The organism is Micromonospora sp. WMMD1155 (assembly GCF_029581275.1).
Taxonomy (GTDB): Bacteria; Actinomycetota; Actinomycetes; order Mycobacteriales; family Micromonosporaceae; genus Micromonospora.
The window spans coordinates 1,536,895-1,555,531 of record NZ_CP120742.1; the positions used below are offsets into that span (position 1 = coordinate 1,536,895).

At 71.8% G+C, this 18,637-nt stretch carries 14 protein-coding genes; 6 read left to right on the top strand and 8 right to left on the bottom strand.

Features of this window, described 5'->3' with window-relative positions:
- Window positions 1-126: 126 nt before the first annotated feature.
- Window positions 127-1,677, bottom strand: a complete 1,551-nt coding sequence (locus tag O7617_RS06745) for a hypothetical protein (RefSeq protein ID WP_282262246.1) — start codon at window positions 1,675-1,677, stop codon at window positions 127-129.
- 197 nt (window positions 1,678-1,874) lie between these two features.
- Here O7617_RS06745 and O7617_RS06750 point away from each other — a divergent pair, with 197 nt between their 5' ends.
- The 4 genes from O7617_RS06750 to O7617_RS06765 are packed head-to-tail and all read left to right on the top strand — an operon-like array spanning window position 1,875 to window position 7,761.
- A complete protein-coding gene (locus O7617_RS06750; RefSeq protein WP_282262248.1) occupies window positions 1,875-4,553 on the top strand; it encodes a LuxR family transcriptional regulator in 2,679 nt (892 codons plus the stop codon).
- Window positions 4,554-4,569: 16 nt separating this feature from the next.
- A complete protein-coding gene (locus tag O7617_RS06755) occupies window positions 4,570-5,856 on the top strand; it encodes a nicotinate phosphoribosyltransferase (protein WP_282262249.1) in 1,287 nt (428 codons plus the stop codon).
- A 35-nt stretch (window positions 5,857-5,891) separates the two neighbouring features.
- Window positions 5,892-6,473, top strand: coding sequence for an isochorismatase family protein (locus O7617_RS06760; protein WP_282262250.1), 582 nt, complete (start codon window positions 5,892-5,894; stop codon window positions 6,471-6,473).
- 40 nt (window positions 6,474-6,513) lie between these two features.
- The gene (locus tag O7617_RS06765) at window positions 6,514-7,761 is read left to right on the top strand and encodes an MFS transporter (RefSeq protein ID WP_282262251.1); all 1,248 of its coding nucleotides are present in this window, start codon (window positions 6,514-6,516) and stop codon (window positions 7,759-7,761) included.
- A gap of 452 nt (window positions 7,762-8,213) precedes the next feature.
- Here O7617_RS06765 and ctaD read toward each other — a convergent pair whose 3' ends face one another.
- Together ctaD and O7617_RS06775 are read right to left on the bottom strand one after the other, a co-directional pair.
- Window positions 8,214-9,974, bottom strand: a complete 1,761-nt coding sequence (gene ctaD, locus O7617_RS06770; protein ID WP_282262252.1) for a cytochrome c oxidase subunit I — start codon at window positions 9,972-9,974, stop codon at window positions 8,214-8,216.
- A gap of 130 nt (window positions 9,975-10,104) precedes the next feature.
- Entirely contained in the window at window positions 10,105-11,211 is a 1,107-nt protein-coding gene (locus O7617_RS06775) for an FAD-dependent monooxygenase (protein WP_282262253.1), read from the bottom strand.
- A gap of 301 nt (window positions 11,212-11,512) precedes the next feature.
- On the opposite strand from O7617_RS06775, the gene O7617_RS06780 reads away from it, so the two are divergent.
- Window positions 11,513-12,628 carry a cellulose binding domain-containing protein gene (locus tag O7617_RS06780; protein WP_282262255.1) on the top strand — a complete coding sequence of 372 codons (1,116 nt, stop codon included), beginning with the start codon at window positions 11,513-11,515 and terminating at the stop codon, window positions 12,626-12,628.
- 74 nt (window positions 12,629-12,702) lie between these two features.
- Here the strand turns inward: O7617_RS06780 and O7617_RS06785 are convergent, their stop codons facing one another.
- The 4 genes from O7617_RS06785 to O7617_RS06800 all read right to left on the bottom strand — a co-directional run bounded on the left by O7617_RS06785 (window position 12,703) and on the right by O7617_RS06800 (window position 15,415).
- Entirely contained in the window at window positions 12,703-13,296 is a 594-nt protein-coding gene (locus O7617_RS06785; protein WP_282262257.1) for a hypothetical protein, read from the bottom strand.
- 84 nt (window positions 13,297-13,380) lie between these two features.
- The gene (locus tag O7617_RS06790; RefSeq protein ID WP_282262259.1) at window positions 13,381-14,346 is read right to left on the bottom strand and encodes an N-acetylmuramoyl-L-alanine amidase; all 966 of its coding nucleotides are present in this window, start codon (window positions 14,344-14,346) and stop codon (window positions 13,381-13,383) included.
- Complete coding sequence (locus tag O7617_RS06795) at window positions 14,346-14,498, bottom strand: hypothetical protein (RefSeq protein WP_282262261.1); 153 nt, start codon at window positions 14,496-14,498, stop codon at window positions 14,346-14,348. The genes O7617_RS06790 and O7617_RS06795 overlap by 1 nt, the downstream gene beginning before the upstream one ends.
- Window positions 14,499-14,626: 128 nt before the next feature.
- Window positions 14,627-15,415 carry an aldo/keto reductase gene (locus tag O7617_RS06800; RefSeq protein WP_282262262.1) on the bottom strand — a complete coding sequence of 263 codons (789 nt, stop codon included), beginning with the start codon at window positions 15,413-15,415 and terminating at the stop codon, window positions 14,627-14,629.
- Window positions 15,416-15,599: 184 nt separating this feature from the next.
- On the opposite strand from O7617_RS06800, the gene O7617_RS06805 reads away from it, so the two are divergent.
- Window positions 15,600-16,790 (top strand): threonine synthase, encoded by a 1,191-nt coding sequence (locus O7617_RS06805; protein ID WP_282264659.1) that lies wholly within the window; start codon window positions 15,600-15,602, stop codon window positions 16,788-16,790.
- An 18-nt stretch (window positions 16,791-16,808) separates the two neighbouring features.
- Here the strand turns inward: O7617_RS06805 and O7617_RS06810 are convergent, their stop codons facing one another.
- The gene (locus O7617_RS06810) at window positions 16,809-18,608 is read right to left on the bottom strand and encodes a glycoside hydrolase family 15 protein (RefSeq protein WP_282262263.1); all 1,800 of its coding nucleotides are present in this window, start codon (window positions 18,606-18,608) and stop codon (window positions 16,809-16,811) included.
- Window positions 18,609-18,637: the final 29 nt, after the last annotated feature.

Sequence of the window (18,637 nt, forward strand, 5' to 3'; positions counted from 1 at the left end):
TCCCGGAACCGAGGAACCGGAACGCCGGCCCGTCGTGGATCGCCTACTCCGGGCACGCCTGAGTCGCCCCGCACGCCGTCCGACGCGCGGTGCGAGACGAACTCGGACCGAGGTGCCACCGCGCGGTCAGGCCAGCAGGATGCCGTGGTCGACTGCATCGGAGAGCACCGCGCCCAGCGAGAGACGGATCACCTCGAACCGACGGGAGATCTCCCGGGACAACCCCAGCTCGACCTCCCGCACCGCCCGCTGGGACCAGGCCCGCGCCGCGCTGTGGTCGTCGTTGCCCGGCGTACGCCACTGTTGCCAGCACCCGCCGGACAGCGCGACCGCGACCGGCGGGAGCACCTCGGCGCGGGCCGCCGCCGGATAGCTCGCGAGGGCGTCGATCGCCTCCGGGCCGGTCAACGTCGCGACCCCGGCCGTGCTGGTGATCAGTAGCACCTTGTCCAGCTCGTGGCCGGGCCGGTCGTCGACCAGGCCGTACTGCACGGCGGTGGCGATCCGCCGCCGCACGCCCTCGGTCGGCGGTGCGCCGAGCACCCGGCCCGCGACGTCGGTCACGATTCCGCGCACCGCCTGGTCGCACTGCGCGGTGGCCAACAGCGACAACGCCGCCATCTCCCGGTCCAGCAGGTCCGGTAGGCCCGCGCACCCGACCCCGAACACGATCTCCTGGACCGCCCGCAGGTGGATGTTCGCCAACTCCAGGGCGAGGTGCTGGCGGATCCGCTGGGCGCACGAGCGGGTGTGCCGGTCGAGTCGCTCGGACCAGTCGCCGGGGTCGGCGACCACCGGGATGCGGCCCTGCCCGCCCGGCAACACCGGCGGGTCGACACTGGCCCGCTGCAGGCCCTCCCGCGACGACCAACCGACGAGCGCCCGCCGCAGATCGGCGGCGGAGTCGGCGTCACCGACCGCGAACCACCGCGCGCCGGCCAGCGCCGGCACGGCGGCCAACAGCGCCGCGCGGTGTGCCGCCACGCTCACCGAGGCCGAGTCGACCTCCGTCGCCGCACCCTCGGCCGGCGGGACGGACGCCCCCGCGCCCTCCGTAGTCGCCGCACCGTCGGCCGACGGGGCCCAACCCGTCGCACCCGGGGTCACCGCGAAGACGACCTCCACCGAGGTCGGGGCGACCTCGGTGAGCAGGGTCAGCTCCGCGGCGGTGAACGCCTGGTCGGCAGCGATCACGAAGAGCAGCGCGCCGGCCCGGCCCACCGCGTCGAGCAGCACCCGGGTGCCGGCCACGCCCAGGATGGCGGTGTCCGGACTGTCGATCAGGGTGAAGTGCCGCAGAAGTGGTTCGGGCACGCTCAGCTCGACACGCCGGGGCGGACGGGCCAACGCCGGGCCGGCGGCGTTGCGGTCCGCGCCGTAGGAGTGCGGCTGGCGGTAGCCGGGCACGAACGCGGCCCGGGTGGGCACCTTGGCGTTGCGCACCACCAGCCAACTGCCGGTCGGCACGGTGAGCATGACCGGGTCGAGCCCGAGCAGAGTGGCGAGCACGGCACGCCGGTCGGCGCCGGCCGGGCCGACGGCGACCACGCCGAGCGGTTCCTCCGGGGCGGGGCCGGTCACGCCGACCCGGGCGGGCAGCGGGCCGCAGATGGGCAGGTCGGCTGGGCCGGCCATGTCGTCCGGCGAGTCGACCGAGGGGAGAGGGCCCTGCTTCATCAGGTGACCTCCCGTGGCAGGTGACCGGTTACGGCGGTCGCGTGGTAGAGCCGGTGCACAACCCGGATGCCCGAACAGTACGGGCGGGCCGGCGACCGCGCGGAACACATCGGATACTCATCGGTAATTGTGCGACTACTCAACTTCGTTCCGTGACGGTACGGGCGCGGACGGATTCCGATCGATATGCTGCGCGGATGAGTCGATGGGAGTTCGTCGGCCGGACGGACGAGCTGAACCGCCTGCTGGCGGCGGTGACCGGCGAGGCTGGGCGCGGGCTCTTCTTCAGCGGCAGCGCAGGCATCGGCAAGAGCCGGTTACTGCGCGAGGGCGTCAACGCGTTGCCCACCGACCGGTTCGCGATCTGGTCCATCGCGGCCAGCGCCACCACCGCCGCGCTGCCGTTCGGTGGGCTGGTGCAGGTCCTCCCCGCCGAGCAACCCCAGGGCCTGTCCCCCGCCGGCATCCTGCGCTGGGCCCTCAACGTGCTGCAACAGCAGGCGGCGGGCCGACGCATCGTGCTCGCCATCGACGACGCCCACCTGCTCGACCCGCCCTCGGCGGCGCTGGTGCACCTGGTCGCCCGTGCGGAGAACGCCACAGTGGTCGGCACCCTGCGCGACGGCGAGCAGATTCCGCTGCCGATCCGCGCACTCTGGACCGACGACCTGGTCGAGCACGTCGAGCTGAGCCCGATGCCACAGGAGGAGACGGCGGGGCTGCTGGCGGCCATCCTCGGCGGCCCGGTCGACGCCGGCTCATCCGACCGGCTCGGTGAGCTCTCGGCCGGCAACCCGCTGCTGTTACGCGAGCTGGTGCACGCCGCCAGCGGCAGCGCCGAGCTGAAGCGCACCTACGGGATCTGGAAGTGGACCGGGCGGCTGGAGTTGGCGCCCAACCTCACCGACCTGATCGACACCCGGGTCGGCAAGCTCACCGACGGCGTCCGCGCCGTCGTCGAGCTGGTGGCGTTCGGCGAACCACTCGGTCTGCACCTGCTCAAGCAGGCGGCCGACCAGGCGGATGTGGAGACCGCCGAGGAACGCGGCCTGATCAGTGTGATCCAGCACGACCGGCGGACCGACGTCCGGTTGGCCCACCCGCTCTACGGCGAGGTGATGCGCCGCCGCTGCCCGGTCAGCCGCACCCGCCGCCTCCAGGCGCACCTCGCGGAGTTGCTCGAACAGGTCGGCAAGCGCCGCCGCGACGACCTGCTGCGGGTGGCGGTCTGGCGCCTCGACTCGGGCACCGCACAGGACCCGGCGCTGCTGCTGGATGCCGCGGTCCAGGCGTTCACCCGCTACGACGTGCCGCTGGCCACCCGCCTGGCGCGCGCCGCGCTCAACGCCGACGGCGGTTCGGACGCGGCGGAGCTGCTGGCCACGATCCTGATGTTCGCCGACCGGCCCGAGGAGGCGATCGGAGTCCTCGACGCGGTGACCCCCGAACCCGGCGACGAACGGCGACTCTGCCGCTGGCTGACGGTGCGCGGGATGGTCAGCTACTGGGGGTTGAGCCGACAGTCCACGGTGGAGGAGATCGCGAGTCGGGTCGAGCAACTGGGCGACTCCGCCGACCGGTCCCGGGTGCACGCCTTCGAGGCGATCATGCGTCTGCACGGGATGGACACGACGACGGCCGTGCGACTCAGCCAACGCGTCCTCGACCGACCGGCGGCCGGCGTCGCCGCCCGCGAACTGGCGCGCTCCACCATCGCGTACGTGCAGGCCGCTCAGGGCCAGCTCAACCGCAGCGGTACGGCGATCGCCCAGGTGCACTCCGCCGCCGCCAACTGGCGCACCGACATGCCGTACCTGCAGTTGGCACTGGAACTGGCCCGGGGCACCCGACTCATGCTCACCGGCGACCTTGCCGGGATCGACGCGATCGTCGCCGACGAGTTCGCCGACCTCGCCGGTGCCGGTGACTTCCGGCTCGGCACCGGCTACCTCGCCATCCTCCAGGCGTACGCGGCCCGGATGCGTGGGCAGAGCGACGCGGCCATGCGGACCGCCCTGGGCGCCTGCGCGGTGCTGGCCACCAGCCGGGTCTACGCCGGTCTGGCCCAGGCCGAGCGCGCCCAGTCGGCGGCGCTCCGCGGTGACGCCGCGCAGGCGACCGCGGCGATGGCCGAGGCGGACCGCACCCACGCGCCGGGCATGGCGGTGCTGTATCCGTGGTTGGAGCAGGCCCGGGGCGCGGCCCTCGCCGCGTCGGGCGACCTGCCGGGCGCGGTCAAGCACCTCGGCGACCTGGTGGACCGGTTGCGCGCGGATGGCTTCGCCGGGCACGAGGTGCACGTCCTGCACGACCTGGTGCGGCTGGACCAGGCGAGCATGGCGGTCGGTCCCACCTGCTCCGACGGTGGCCGCCGGACAGTGGCCCAGCGCCTCGCCGAGCTCTCCGAACGGGTCGACGGGGTGCTCCCGCCGCTGCTGGCCCGGCACGCCCGCGCCGCGGTGACCGACTCGGCCACCGACCTGCTCGCGGTCGCCGACGACTACGCCGCCCTGGAGTTGACCGTGTACGCGGCCGAGGCCACCTCCCAGGCCGTGCAGCGGTTGCGCCGGCAGCACTCGGCAGCGGTCAACGACGCGCGGGAGCGCCTGGCCGGGTTGCTCGGGCGTTGTGACCTGATCCGGACGCCGGCGCTGCACGCCGGGGCGCCGGTGCTCACCGAGCGGGAATGGCAGGTGGCCCGTCTCGCCGCACACGGCGCTCCCAGCCGGGCCATCGCCGAACGCCTCTACCTCTCGGCCCGCACGGTGGAGAACCACCTCCAGCGGATCTACGCCAAGCTCGGCGTGACCGGCCGCACCGAGCTGTGGGCGGCGTTGCGCTCGATCCCGGGCCACGAGGGCGGCGACGCGGGCTGAACCTTAGGCTGGGGCGGTGAGCGACAACCGACCCGCGCTGCTGACCGACCACTACGAGCTGACCATGGTCAGCGCGGCACTGCGGGACGGCACCGCCGACCGCCGGTGTGTCTTCGAGGTGTTCACCCGCCGGCTGCCCAGTGGCCGCCGGTACGGCGTGGTCGCCGGCACCGCCCGGCTGGTCGAGCTGATCCGCGACTTCCGGTTCGACCCCACCGAGGTCGACTTCCTGCGCCGGACCGGCGTGGTCGACGAAGCGGCCGCCGCGTGGCTCACCGACTACCGCTTCACCGGCGACATCGACGGGTACGCCGAGGGTGAGCTGTTCTTTCCCGGCTCACCGATCCTCACCGTCTCCGGGGGCTTCGCCGAGTGCGTGGTGCTCGAGACACTGGTGCTCTCCGTGCTGAACCATGACAGCGCGGTGGCCGCGGCGGCGGCACGCATGGTGACCGCGGCACGGGGCCGGACGCTCATCGAGATGGGCTCGCGTCGGGCGCACGAGGAGGCCGCGGTGGCCGCGGCGCGGGCCGCGTACCTGGCCGGCTTCCGGTTCACGTCCAACCTCGCCGCCGGCGCGCGTTACGGCATCCCGACGGCGGGCACGGCGGCGCACGCGTTCACCCTGCTGCACGACGACGAGCGGGCGGCGTTCGCCTCGCAGGTCGCCACGCTGGGCAAGGACACCACGCTGCTGGTCGACACGTACGACATCAGCCAGGGCATCCGCAACGCGATCGCGGTGGCCGGGCCGGAGCTGCGAGCCGTCCGGATCGACTCGGGTGACCTGGCCGTGATCGCCCAGCAATCCCGGGAACTGCTCGACTCGCTGGGCGCCACCGAAACCAAGATCATCGTGTCCGGCGACCTCGACGAGTACGCGATCGCCGCGCTGGCCGCCGAACCGGTGGACATGTACGGCGCCGGCACGGCAGTCGTCACCGGCTCCGGAGCGCCGACCGCCGGGCTGGTCTACAAGCTCGTCGAGGTCGAGGGACGGCCGGTGGTGAAGCGCTCCGAGCAGAAGGCGACGATCGGCGGTCGTAAGGTCGCGGTCCGCCGGCACAAGCCGACCGGCACCGCCACGGAGGAGATCATCGTCCCGCAGGGTGTGCCGGACCGGAAGCCCAACGACCGCATGCTCCAGCACTCGTACGTGGTCGGCGGCGAGCCGGTGTCGTTGCCCACCCTCGACCAGTCCCGGGAGCACCTGCGGGAGTGCCTGATCTCCATCCCCTGGGAGGGGTTGAAACTGTCGGCCGGCGACCCGGCCGTGCCGGTCACCGTCGTACCCGCTGGCTGAGCCCTCCCGCCGACCCGATCTGGAAAGGGAACCCGATGGCCAACGCGCTGATCATCGTGGACGTGCAGAACGACTTCTGCGAGGGCGGCTCGTTGGCCGTCGCGGGCGGCGCGGGGGTGGCCGCGGGCATCTCCCGGCTGCTCGCCGGAGAGCCGGACCGGTGGACACACGTCGTCGCCACGAAGGACTACCACGTCGACCCGGGCGCTCACTTCGGCGATCCGCCGGACTTCGTGGAGTCCTGGCCCCGGCACTGCGTGGTCGGGACCAGCGGCTCGGAGTTCCACCCCGAACTCGACACCGGTCGGATCGAGGCGATCTTCCACAAGGGCGAGCACGCGGCGGCGTACTCCGGGTTCGAGGGGCACGCCGACGGCGGCGAGTGCCTGGCCGACTGGCTGCGCCGGCACGACGTGGACCGGGTCGACGTGGTCGGCATCGCCACCGACCACTGCGTACGGGCGACCGCGCTGGACGCCGCCCGGGAGGGTTTCGCCACCACCGTGCTGCTCGAACTGACCGCAGCCGTCGCCCCGGCGACCACCGACGTGGCGCTGCGTGCGATGGAGGGCGCCGGGGTGACTCTGCACGGGGATCCTGTGATCACTGCCGCATGAGGGCGTAAATGGTTGGCCATCGGGCCGTCTCCCGTCGAGGATGTCGCCGGAGGTACGGACCCACGTGAACATGAAGCCTTACCGGCAGGCACTCGCGCTGCCCGGCCTGCGGTCGCTGCTGGTGGTGGCCGTCCTCGCCCGCATCCCGCTCACCGCGACCGGTGTGACGCTGACCTTCCACGTGGTGTTCGACCTCGGCCGAGGTTACGGAGCCGCCGGCCTGGTGGGCACGGCCGTCACGGTGGGCGCGGCGATCGGCGGGCCGATCCTCGGCCGACTGGTGGACCGGCGGGGCCTACGCCCGGTGCTGGTGCTCACCGGCATCGCCGAGGCGATCTTCTGGTCCACCGCGCCGACACTGCCGTACCCCCTGCTGTTGCCGCTCGCCTTCGTGGCCGGCTCGCTGGCGCTGCCGATCTTCTCCGTGGTCCGGCAGTCGATCGCCGCGCTGGTCCCGGAGGACCAGCGTCGCCCGGCGTACGCGTTGGACTCCATGTCGGTGGAGCTGTCGTTCATGATCGGCCCGGCGCTGGCCGTGGCCCTGGTCACCGCGATCTCCGCGCAGACCACCATGTACCTGGTCGGCGGCGGCATCGTCGCCGCCGGGATCGCCCTGTGGGTGGTCAACCCGCCGATCCGCGAGGGCACCGAGGAGCCGAGCGGCCCGCCACAGCGGGTGTCCCGGCGGGAGTGGCTGACTCCGCGACTGCTAGCCGTACTGGCGCTCAGCGCGGCGGCGACCCTGGTGCTCGGCGGCACCGACGTCGCGGTGGTCGCGGTGCTGCGGGCCAGCGGAGAGGTCGGTTGGACCGGCGCGGTGTTGGCCATCTGGGCGGTCGCCTCGCTGGTCGGTGGGTTCGCCTACGGGGCTGTGCACCGCTCGTTCTCGCCGCTGGCGTTGACCGCCGCACTCGCCCTGTGCACCATCCCGGTCGGGCTGGGCGGCGCGCACTGGTGGCTCCTGTCCCTGGCGCTGATCCCGGCCGGCGCGCTCTGCGCGCCGACGATCGCGGCCGGTTCCGACGCGGTGAGTCGCCTGGTCCCGGCCCAGGTACGCGGCGAGGCGATGGGGTTGCACGGCTCGGCGGTCACCGTCGGCATCGCGATCGGCGCGCCGCTCGCCGGTGCGGTGATCGACGCCAGCTCGCCGGTCTGGGGTTTCGTGGTCACCGGAGCGCTCGGCGCGCTGGTCACGCTGGTCGTGCTCCCGATCGAGCTGCGCCGCCGCCGCGCCGCCGCAACCACCCCACCACCGGTCGAGGCGGACCTCACCCCCGCCGTTCGCTGAGGGCTGCCTCCCCTCATCCCCCGACGCAACCGGGGCCACCGCCCCCGTGAAACCGCCGTGCGCTGCTGCTGCGGAGGCACGTACCCGAACAGCGGATATACCTGTGAGTCATATTTATGACTCACAGGTATATCGCTGAAAAGCAGCACCGCCGGACGGGCAGGGGGCGGATGGGATCGAGCCGCGCCAGCCGGGCCAAAGCCAGCGCAGGGGCCGGGGGCCGAGCCAGCGCAGGGGCCGGGGGCCGAGCCAGCGCAGGGGCCGGGGGCCGAGCCAGCGCAGGGGCCGGGGGCCGAGCCAGCGCAGGGGCCGGGGGCCGAGCCAGCGCAGGGGCCGGGGGCCGAGCCAGCGCAGGGGCCGGGGGCCGAGCGGGGACGGGTTGGCAATGGCGACGGGCGCCGCTCCCGGGTGGTCCCGGGGGCGGCGCCCGTCGTGCTGCCGAGCGTGGAGCGTCAGTGCCGGTCGATGTCGCTGGCGGTGTCCTCGCGGTAGCTGGCGCCACCGTCGGACTCGCTGGTGAGCGGCTTGGCGCCACCCTCCGGCGGGCCGGCCAGGCTCTGGCCGCCGGCGGCCAGCTCCGGGAACTTCGCGTCGAACGCCGGCCGCTCGGAGCGGATGCGGGGCATCCGGTCGAAGTTGCGCAGCGGCGGCGGGCTGGTGGTCGCCCACTCCAGCGAGTTGCCGTGACCCCAGGGGTCGTTCACCTCGACCACCGGGCCGGTCTTGTACGACTTCCAGCAGTTGTAGATGAACGGCAGCGTGGAGATACCGGTGATGAACGCGCCGATCGTGGAGATCATGTTCAGCGTGGTGAAGCCGTCACCGGGCAGGTAGTCGGCGTACCGACGGGGCATGCCCTCGTTGCCGAGCCAGTGCTGCACCAGGAACGTGGTGTGGAAGCCGATCATGGTGAGCCAGAAGTGCACCTTGCCCAGACGCTCGTCGAGCATTCGGCCGAACATCTTCGGGAACCAGAAGTAGATGCCCGCGAACACCGCGAACACGATGGTGCCGAAGAGCACGTAGTGGAAGTGCGCCACCACGAAGTACGAGTCCGACACGTGGAAATCGATCGGCGGGCTGGCCAGCAGCACACCGGTCAGACCACCGAAGAGGAAGGTGACCAGGAAGCCGACCGCCCAGAGCATGGGCGTCTCGAAGCTGATCTGGCCCCGCCACATGGTGCCGATCCAGTTGAAGAACTTCATACCGGTCGGCACGGCGATCAGGTAGCTCAGGAAGCTGAAGAACGGCAGCAGCACCTGACCGGTGGCGAACATGTGGTGCGCCCAGACGCTCATCGAGAGCGCGGCGATCGCGACGGTCGCGGCGACCAGACCCTTGTAACCGAAGATCGGCTTGCGGGAGAAGACCGGGATGACCTCGCTGATGATGCCGAAGAACGGCAGCGCGACGATGTAGACCTCGGGGTGCCCGAAGAACCAGAACAGGTGCTGCCAGAGCATCGGCCCGCCGGTCGCGGGGTCGTACACGTGGGCGCCCAGGATGCGATCCGCGGCGAGCGCGAACAGCGCGGCGGCCAGCAGCGGGAAGACCAGGATCACCAGGAGGCTCGTGACCAGGATGTTCCACGTGAAGATCGGCATCCGGAACATGGTCATGCCGGGCGCGCGCAGGGTCAGCACCGTGGTGATCATGTTCACCGCGCCGAGGATGGTGCCCAGACCGGAGATGGCCAGACCCATGATCCACATGTTGGCGCCGACACCGGGCGAGTGCTCGACGCTGCTCAGCGGCGCGTACGCGAACCAGCCGAAGTCGGCGGCGCCACCCGGGGTGATGAATCCGGCGGTCGCCATCGTGCCGCCGAACAGGTACAGCCAGTAGGCGAAGCTGTTCAGCCGGGGGAAGGAGACGTCGGGCGCGCCGATCTGGATCGGCACGATGTAGTTCGCGAAGGCGAACACGATCGGCGTCGCGAAGAACAGCAACATGATCGTGCCGTGCATCGTGAAGAGCTGGTTGTACTGCTCCGGCGACAGGAACTGCAGCCCGGGTCGGGCCAGCTCAGCCCGCATGATCAGGGCCATCAGGCCACCGATCATGAAGAACACGAACGCGGTGATCATGTACATGATCCCGATCTGCTTCGCGTCCGTGGTTCGCAGCAGCCGCGCGATGGCCGACCCCTTGACCGGCTCCCGGACCGGCCAGGGCCGGGTCACGACCGGCTTGGGTGCGACGGTGGTCACGAGTGGCCTCCGGTTCTCGGTTGTCCCGCTCGGCACACGCTGGTTATCGGCGGGCCGTCATCCGCAAGGAGGATAGTCCCCGGCAGGTCGCAGCGCCGCGTGGGGTGGCGTGACACGATCTACAACGGGGCTACAGCGGGCCGAGCAGCAACCGGTAGTGCTCCCCGAAGATTCGGCCGCCGCGTCCGCGCAGCAGGGGGTCACGCAGCGCCGGCGGCACGTCCCTGGTCCGGTTGCGGTCCCGGGTCCGGTCCCGCACCCATCGGGTACGCGGGCGGCGGCGACTCTCGTACGCCACGAGCGCCGCCTCCACGCTGTTGGCGGCCCGTAGCGACTCGGCCAGCACCACGGCGTCCTCCAGCGCCATGGCCGCACCCTGGGAGAGCGTCGGCGCGGTGGCGTGCGCGGCGTCGCCGACCAGCAGCACCCGTCCCCGGTGCCAGCGGCCCAGCTCCACCTCGTCGGTGATGCCGACGTGCACCTCGTCGAGGGTGGCCAGCACCTCGGGCACCGGGCCCCGGTAGTCGGCGAAGAGTTCCCGTAGCCGCGCGAGGGGCTTGGCGGGCTCCTCGGTGCCGGCCTCGTCGGCGTAGAGGTGCAGTCGTCCGGCACCGATGGGCACCATCAGGAAGCCGGAGCGCCGGCCGAGCAGGGCGGTCCACTCCGCGACCGGCGGGCCGTCGCGCAGTACGGCGCGGTAGACCACCTGCCCGACCGGGCGGGGCGGCCCGCCGAGCGCGGCCAGCGCCCGCACCGAGGAGCGTGGCCCGTCGGCACCGATGACCAGGTCGTACTCGGTGGTGGTGCCGTCGGTGAAGGTGACGCCGACCGCCCCCGGCAGCAGTTCCAGGGTGCGGACCTCGGCGCCGTGCCGGACGGCACCGCCGGCCCCACTGAGCAGCACCCGGTGCAGGTCGGCCCGGGGCAGCGCCCGGCACTCGCCGACGCCGGCCCAGAGGGTGTCGAGGTCGACCTCGCAGAGGTGCGCGCCGGCGGCGTCGAAGAAGTGCTGCCGGCGGATCACCTGCCCGAGCGGGCGGACCGGGTCGTGCAGGTCGAGCCGGTGCAGCGCGCGGGCGGCGTTACCGGGCAGGTAGAGGCCGGTCTCGGTGGACTCCCCCGGCGGCAGCTTGTCGGTGACGTCCGGCCGGAAGCCCGCCAGGCGCAGCGCCCGGGCCACGGCGAGGCCAGCGATGCCCGCGCCGACGACGAGGATGCGCAGGGGGGAGCCACCCATGGTGGTGTACGCCTCCGGAGGGGGAGCGGAACGCGTTGGAGGCAACACGCTACTCGGAGCTATCGGCCCACACCAGGCCCCGATCGGCTCGCTCGGCGGCGCTCGTCGGCGGTTCGCGGCGCTCAGCTGGCCGTCGGGTGGCGGCCGTCCGGCGCGGGCGTGGCAATCCTCACAATTCGCCAGTTTGACGCATGCAGTTGCGCCCCAGTTTCAAGCATGTAAATGTGTCGTTGAGCGTGGGAGCGCTCCCGCACCACCCCACCACATCCGGCGCCCGGCACGCGCCGAGTCAAGGAGCGTCATGAAACGTCAACTTCGGGCCCTGGCCGCCGCCGGGCTCCTCCTCACCAGCTCACTGGTGGCCGTGGCCCTCGGCGGGACCGCCTCCGCCGACACCCTGATCTGCGAGCAGTACGGCTCGACCACCATCCAGGGCCGCTACGTGGTGCAGAACAACCGCTGGGGCACCACCGCCCAGCAGTGCATCAACGTCACCAACAACGGCTTCGAGATCACCACGCTGAACGGCAGCAGCCCGACCAACGGCGCGCCCACGGCGTACCCCTCGGTGTTCCTCGGTTGTCACTACACCAACTGCTCCCCCGGCACGAACCTGCCCATCCAGGTGTCCCAGATCAGCAGTGCGACCAGCAGCATCTCCTACCGCTACGTCAGCGGCGCCACCTACAACGCGTCGTACGACATCTGGCTGGACCCGTCTCCCAAGCGGGACGGGGTGAACCAGATGGAGATCATGATCTGGCTCAACCGGCAGGGCCCGATCCAGCCCATCGGCTCGGTGGTCGGCACCACCAACCTGGCCGGCCGCACCTGGGAGGTCTGGCGGGGCAGCAACGGCTCCAACAACGTCATCTCCTACGTCGCGTCGTCCGCGATCTCCAGCCTGAACTTCAGCGTGCTGGACTTCATCAACGACACCCGCAACCGGGGCGCTATCACCAACTCCTGGTACCTGACCAGCATCCAGGCCGGCTTCGAGCCGTGGCAGGGTGGCGTCGGCCTCGCGGTCACGTCGTTCTCGGCGAACGTCAACGGCGGCGGCAACCCGCCGCCGACCACCCCGCCGCCGGGCGGCGGCGCGAGCTGCGCGGTGAAGTACACGGCCAACTCCTGGAACAACGGCTTCACCGCCGACGTGCTCGTCACCAACACCGGGTCCAGCGCGATCAACGGCTGGACGCTCAACTACAGCCTGCCCAGCGGGCAGACGGTCACCAACGCGTGGAACGCCACGGTGAGCCAGAGCGGCTCCGCGGTGACCGCCCGCAACGTCGGCCACAACGGGTCCATCCCACCCGGGGGCACTGCCAGCTTCGGCTACCAGGGAACCCTGAACGGGTCGTACTCGTCACCGACGAGCTTCTCGCTCAACGGGGCGACCTGCTCGCGTAACTGACCGACACGGCCAGGGCCGTGCGGTGGCGACCAGATGGTCACCACCGCACGGCCCTGGTGTCGTTCGCGGTCCGCTCAGGCGGTCGGCGGGATGCTCCGCGACCGGGACAGCTTGCCGAAGCTGGACGCGGGGTCGTCGTACGTGCTGCCGAACCCGCTGCCCGAGACGGTCGTCCAGGCGGACGTGCTGATGTGGACGGTGCCGTCCTCGCCCGCCCACCGCTCCCGCTCGAGCGGCTCGCCGTTGGGCACCCAGGTGACCTTGAGGACGGTGCTGCCCGTGCTCTCCTGCCGCTCACCGCAGATCTCGTCCCCGTCGACGACGTCGCAGTGCTGCCGAGACTCCAGGTACGGCACGGTCGCGGTGAGCTTCGCGCCGTCGGTCAACGAGAACGAGAAGCGGGTGACCGGCACGTCGTACGCGCGACGGGAGACGCTGTCGCAGCCGTACACGCCGTCGGTGACGCCACACGCGCTCTTCTGCCACTCGACGTCGACGACGGTGGCGCCGACCGCGGGACGGGTCACGTCGACGAACATGCTGCCGTCGCCGTCGAAGTGGGCGTGCGCGTGGCGGCTGACGCTGTCGGCCTGCGCGGGGCCGGCGAACAGGGTGACCGTCGCGGCGGCCGTCATACCGGTCGCCAGGATGGTGCGGAAACGGATCACGTTGCTCCTTCATGAGGCGGAGCGATGACCTTAGATCAACGCACCGACACCCCGCCGCCCGGTTTCGCCGGGCGGCGGGGTCGGTCAGACGCGGGTGAGGCGTACCGCGTCGGCGATGACCAGGCCGGCGGCGTTGCTCCACCGGCTCACCGCCACCCGGTTGGCGTCACCGGCCGGCAGCGCGAACGTGCCGAGGGTCCGCCACTGCCCTCCGGTCGCCCGCTGGTCGACGTAGACGGTGCGGTTGCCGGTGCTGGTGGCGACGATGTAGGGGGTGGCGCTGTTGTAGCCGCTGTTCGTCGGCCACCACGCCTCGACCCGGTAGTTGCCGGCCGCCGGCACGTTGAACCGGTACCAGGCGGGGTCGCTGGCGGCGACCGGGTCGGCGTAGCGGTAGTCGGCGCCGTACCGCTGGCTGGAGTACGTCGAGACACCCCAGTTGGCGCTCGCGGTGAACCGGCCGGCGGTGGTGTTGTCCACGGTGGAGGACCATGCCGTGCCGCTGCCGGCCATCTTCGCCGCGACGTCGGCCCTCATCACGTTGAGGTCGATGAAGGACGGGTCGATCTTGCCGGTGGTGCTGGTCTCCCGGTGCCCCCGGGCGTAGCTGCTGTCCCGGCCGAGGCGGGTGAGCACGGCGGCGGTGGCGGCGATCGACGCGTTGTACTGCGCGGCGGTCATCTCCTGGTTGACGCCGTTGTAGTCGATCTCCCACCCGATCATCAGGGTGTTGCCGTCCCCGGCCGGGATCGGCCCGCTGCCGCCGCTGACCCCGGCGTGGTTGCAGCGGCCGGCGGAGATGACGTGGAAGACGCCGTGGTAGTCGACCAGCGCCTGGCACAGCGGCCCGGGCAGGTCGGACCGGCCGTTGATACAGATGCCGAGCGCCGGGTGCGGGTTGCTCGCGCTGCTGGTGGAGGCGGTGTGGTGCCAGAGCACACCGATCGGGTCGAAGGAGCCGGGTCGCATCCGGTTGAGCCAGTCGCCCTCGACGACGACCTGGACCCCGGCGCCTCGCAGCACGTCCACGAGCCACGGGATCGTCGCCATCAGGCGTCCTGGAGCAGGTCGGCGAGGCACTCGGCCTTCGGTGCGGCACGTGCCGGGTCGGGGCGGGCGACGACTGCCAACGCGGCGACGACCAGGGCGGGGATGCCGAGCACCCCGCGGCGGCGGAGACGGACGGATGGTGATCGGGTCATGGCGATCCTCCAGCGACGACGGGCACGAACGGATCGACGATCGTGATGACGGGCACGCTATACCGTCACGATCGTCGATGTCGATACCCTTCACAGCTAAGACGGAAGCTGAAGGAAACCGCCGGGGGTCAGGCGCTGCCGAGCGCGTCGATGTCGCGCATCTCCTCCGCGGTCAGGGCGAAATGGAAGACGTCGAAGTTGGCGGTGATCCGCTCCGGCGTCACCGACTTCGGGATCGCCACGATCTCGTGGTCGATGTGCCAGCGCAGTACCACCTGCGCCGGAGAGACGTCGTGCGCGGCCGCGATCCTGGTGAGCACCGGGTCGCTGAGGTCGCTGGTCTTGAACGGGCTGTACCCCTCCAGCACGACTCCCCGGTCCCGGTGCTCGGCGTGCCGCTGCCTGTCGTACAACGCCGGACTCCACTCGATCTGGTTGACCGCCGGGTTCTCCTCGGTCGACTGGATCAACTCGTCGATCTGCCCGGTGCTGTAGTTGCTGACGCCGATCGCCCGGGTCAGGTTCTCGTCCCGGGCGGCGAGCAACTCGCGCCACAGCGGGATGCTGTCCGACGGTGACGACGGCGGCCAGTGGATCAACCAGAGGTCCAGGTGGTCGACGCCGAGCGCCTCCAGGCTCGCCTCCAGCGTCGCGCGCTCCTGACCCACCCGGTTCGGCGGGAGCTTGGTGGTGATGAAGACGTCCTCGCGGCGCAGCCCGCTCTCCCGCACCGCCCGGCCGACCTCCCGCTCGTTGCCGTACACGGTGGCGGTGTCGATGTGTCGGTAGCCGGTGTCGAGCGCGGCCAGCACGGCGTCGTAGCCGGCCTGGCCGGTGGCCTGCCAGGTGCCGAAGCCGAGCAGGGGCATCCGCACGTCACCGGGGAGCAGGGCGGCGGGCTGGTCGGTGAGGTCCATGAGGTCCGTTCTACCCCGCCGGGCCCGCTGCCGCCGAGCGAACCGGACAGTCCGGCGTCCAGCGGGACGGTCCGGTCTGCCGGAGAATGCGGGTGTGACCGACCGGTTGGAGGAGTACCGGCGACGACGGGCGGCGCAGCCGGCGCTGGCTGAGCGTCGACGCGGTCTGACGGCGAGGAGCGACGTGTACCTGACCCACCTGGACTGCCCGCGCTGCGGCCGGGAGCACGCGGCCGACCGGTTGCAGAACCTCTGCGAGTGCGGCTCACCGCTGCTGGCCCGCTACGACCTGCCGGCGGTGGCGAAGGCGGTCACCCCGGAACGTTTCCCGCTGCGTCCGGCCGACCTGTGGCGCTACCGGGAACTGCTGCCGGTCGCCGACCCGCGGCACGTGACGACGCTCGGTGAGGGCTGGACGCCGCTGCTGCGCGCCCCGGCGTACGGCGCCGAGATCGGCATCACCGACCTGCTGGTCAAGGACGAGGGGTTGATCCCGACCGGCTCGTTCAAGGCACGCGGCGCGGCGGTCGGGGTGAGCCGGGCCCGCGAGCTGGGCGTCGAGCGGATCGCGATGCCCACCAACGGCAACGCCGGGTCGGCCTGGGCCACGTACGCCGCGCGGGCCGGGATGGGCGCGACGATCGTCATGCCGCTGGAGGCGCCGGGCATCTGCCGACGCGAGTGCATCGCCGCCGGTGCCGATCTGCGCCTGGTCGACGGGCTGATCAGCGACGCCGGACGGCGGGTGGCCGAGCTGATCGCGGAGTCGAACGGAACCATCTTCGACGCCGGCACGCTGCGCGAGCCCTACCGGCTCGAGGGCAAGAAGACGATGGGGTACGAGATCGTCGAGCAGCTCGGCTGGCAGATCCCGGACGTGATCATCTATCCGACGGGCGGCGGTGTCGGTCTGATCGGCATCCACAAGGCGATGCACGAGTTGCGCGAGCTGGGCTGGATCGGCGACAAGCTGCCTCGACTGGTGGCGGTGCAGTCGAGCGGCTGCGCGCCGATCGTCCGGGCGTTCGCCGCCGGTGAGGACCGGGCGCAACCGTGGGAGGACGCGCACACCGTGGCGTTCGGCATCACCGTGCCGGCCCCGCTGGCCGACGAACTGATCCTGGCGGCGTTGCGCGAGTCGTCCGGCACAGCCGTCGCCGTGGACGACGCGGAACTGCTGGCCGACCTGCGGGAGTTCGCCGGCCGGGAGGGGTTGCTGCTGTGCCCGGAGGGCGCGGCCTGCCTGACGGCGGCCCGGCACCTGCGCGCCGGCGGGTGGATCCGGGCCGGTGAACGGGTGGTGGTGCTCAACACCGGGGCCGGGCTGAAGTATCCGGACACCGTCGACGTGTCCGGCGTACCCGTGCTGGGCTGAGCCGGTGGGCGGGGCCGGTCAGAAACTGTTCGGCTCGGTCAACCGCCAGGCCGCGTTGATCAGCCCGATGTGCGAGAGCGCCTGTGGGGTGTTGCCGAGCTGCATCCCGGTGGTCAGGTCGATCTGCTCGCTGAACAGTCCCAGGTCGTTGGAGAATCCGACCACCCGCTCGAACAGCGTCTCGGCCCGCTTCGGCTCCCCCGCCATCACCAGGCACTCCACCAGCCAGAACGAGCACAGCAGGAAGCCGGCCGGGTCGGTCGTCCACCGCCGCAGCAACCCGCTCTCGGTGCCCAGGGCACGCTCGACCAACTCGATGGTGGAGCGCATCCGCGGGTCGGTGGCCGGCAGGAAACGCGCCACCGGCATGGCGAGCACCGAGGCGTCCAGCTCCGGCGACCCGAACGCCCCGGTGAACGCCCCGATCCGCTCGTTCCACCCCTCGCGCAGCACGGTGTCCCGGATCTCGTCGCGTACCGCGGCCCAGCGACGTGGGTCGGCCCGGTCGCCGAGCCGGTCGGCGAGCCCCACCGCCCGGTCCAGCGCCAGCCAGCAGGAGACCTTCGACGAGACGTAGTGGCGCTCCTCGTCCCGGGTCTCCCAGATGCCCCGGTCGGGCATGCGCCACGTCGCGGCCACCTGGTCGGTCAACCCGAGCACCATCTCCTCCAGCTCACCGTCGAACCTCGCGCCGAGGTAGTCGCGCAGCCGCCACACCGCCGACATCACCTCCCCGGGCACGTCGAGCTGCCGCTGCCGCCAGGCGTCGTTGCCGACCCGGACCGGCCTGCTGTCGCGGTATCCGCGCAGGTGGTCGCAGTGGTGCTCGGAGATGTCCCGCTCGCCCTCCAACCCGAAGAGCACCGGCACGGGTTCGTCGCCGAACCGGCCGATCGAGCGGGCCGCCCAGGCGAACAGCCGGGACGTCTCCTCGGGACAGGCCGCCACCCAGAGCGCGCGCATCGTCAACGAGAAGTCCCGCAGCCAGGAGTAGCGGTAGTCGTAGTTCCGGTCGCCACCGATCTGCTCGGGCAGCGAACTGGTCAGCGCGGCGGCGACCGCGCCACTGCGGGCGTACGTGAGGCCGGTCAGGACCGCCGCGCTGTGCCGGACGAGTTCGGGATACCGACCCTTGTAGATGTGCGTGTCGCGGAACGCCTGCCATGCCCGCGTCGTCTCGGCGAGGGCGGCCAGCGGTTCAATCCGGGCCGGCGGGCTGCCGTACACCTCACCGAACGCCGCGTCCATCCCGATCACCTGACCGGCGGAGATCTCGAACTCGTGGTGCACCCGGTCGACGTCCGCCCGCAGGTCCAGATCGTCGGCGCGCAACACCAGCACCACCGGGCCCGCGCCGGCCAGCACGCCGCCGTCCGGCTGCTCGTGAAAGTACGGCGTGAGCAGCCCGTACTCCGGTCGGGGCGCGAAGTCCAACGCCATTCGTACCCGCCCGGACAGCCCCTGCACCACCCGGATCAGCACGGCGGGCGAGTTCTTGCCCAACTCGTGCGCACGGGCCCCGACCTCGGCGGCGAGGGCGTCGGTGACCGCCACACTGCCCTGCGGCGTGTGGTGCACCGTCCGCAGCACCAGGGAGTCCGGCAGGTACGCCCGCTCCATCCGATGCCCCGGTCCGCCGACGCCCACCGGTGCCAGCTTGAAGTGCCCGGCCCCCGGGTCGAGCAGTCGCCCGAACACGGACGTCCCGTCGAACCGGTGCGGGCACCACCAGTCGACCGACCCGTCCTTGCCGACCAGGGCACCGGAACGGGAGTCCGAGAGGAATCCGTAGTCGGAGATCGCCGGCTGCTGCTCCACCCGCCGCGGGTACCCACGTGGGGCCGGAT

Excerpts from the sequence above, each read along its gene's own strand:
- O7617_RS06745 (WP_282262246.1), bottom strand. The coding sequence starts at position 1,677 with ATGAAGCAGGGCCCTCTCCCCTCGGTCGACTCGCCGGACGACATGGCC.
- O7617_RS06750 (WP_282262248.1), top strand. The coding sequence starts at position 1,875 with ATGAGTCGATGGGAGTTCGTCGGCCGGACGGACGAGCTGAACCGCCTG.
- O7617_RS06760 (WP_282262250.1), top strand. The coding sequence starts at position 5,892 with ATGGCCAACGCGCTGATCATCGTGGACGTGCAGAACGACTTCTGCGAG.
- O7617_RS06765 (WP_282262251.1), top strand. The coding sequence starts at position 6,514 with ATGTCGCCGGAGGTACGGACCCACGTGAACATGAAGCCTTACCGGCAG.
- O7617_RS06775 (WP_282262253.1), bottom strand. The coding sequence starts at position 11,211 with ATGGGTGGCTCCCCCCTGCGCATCCTCGTCGTCGGCGCGGGCATCGCT.
- O7617_RS06780 (WP_282262255.1), top strand. The coding sequence starts at position 11,513 with ATGAAACGTCAACTTCGGGCCCTGGCCGCCGCCGGGCTCCTCCTCACC.
- O7617_RS06790 (WP_282262259.1), bottom strand. The coding sequence starts at position 14,346 with ATGGCGACGATCCCGTGGCTCGTGGACGTGCTGCGAGGCGCCGGGGTC.
- O7617_RS06795 (WP_282262261.1), bottom strand. The coding sequence starts at position 14,498 with ATGACCCGATCACCATCCGTCCGTCTCCGCCGCCGCGGGGTGCTCGGC.
- O7617_RS06800 (WP_282262262.1), bottom strand. The coding sequence starts at position 15,415 with ATGGACCTCACCGACCAGCCCGCCGCCCTGCTCCCCGGTGACGTGCGG.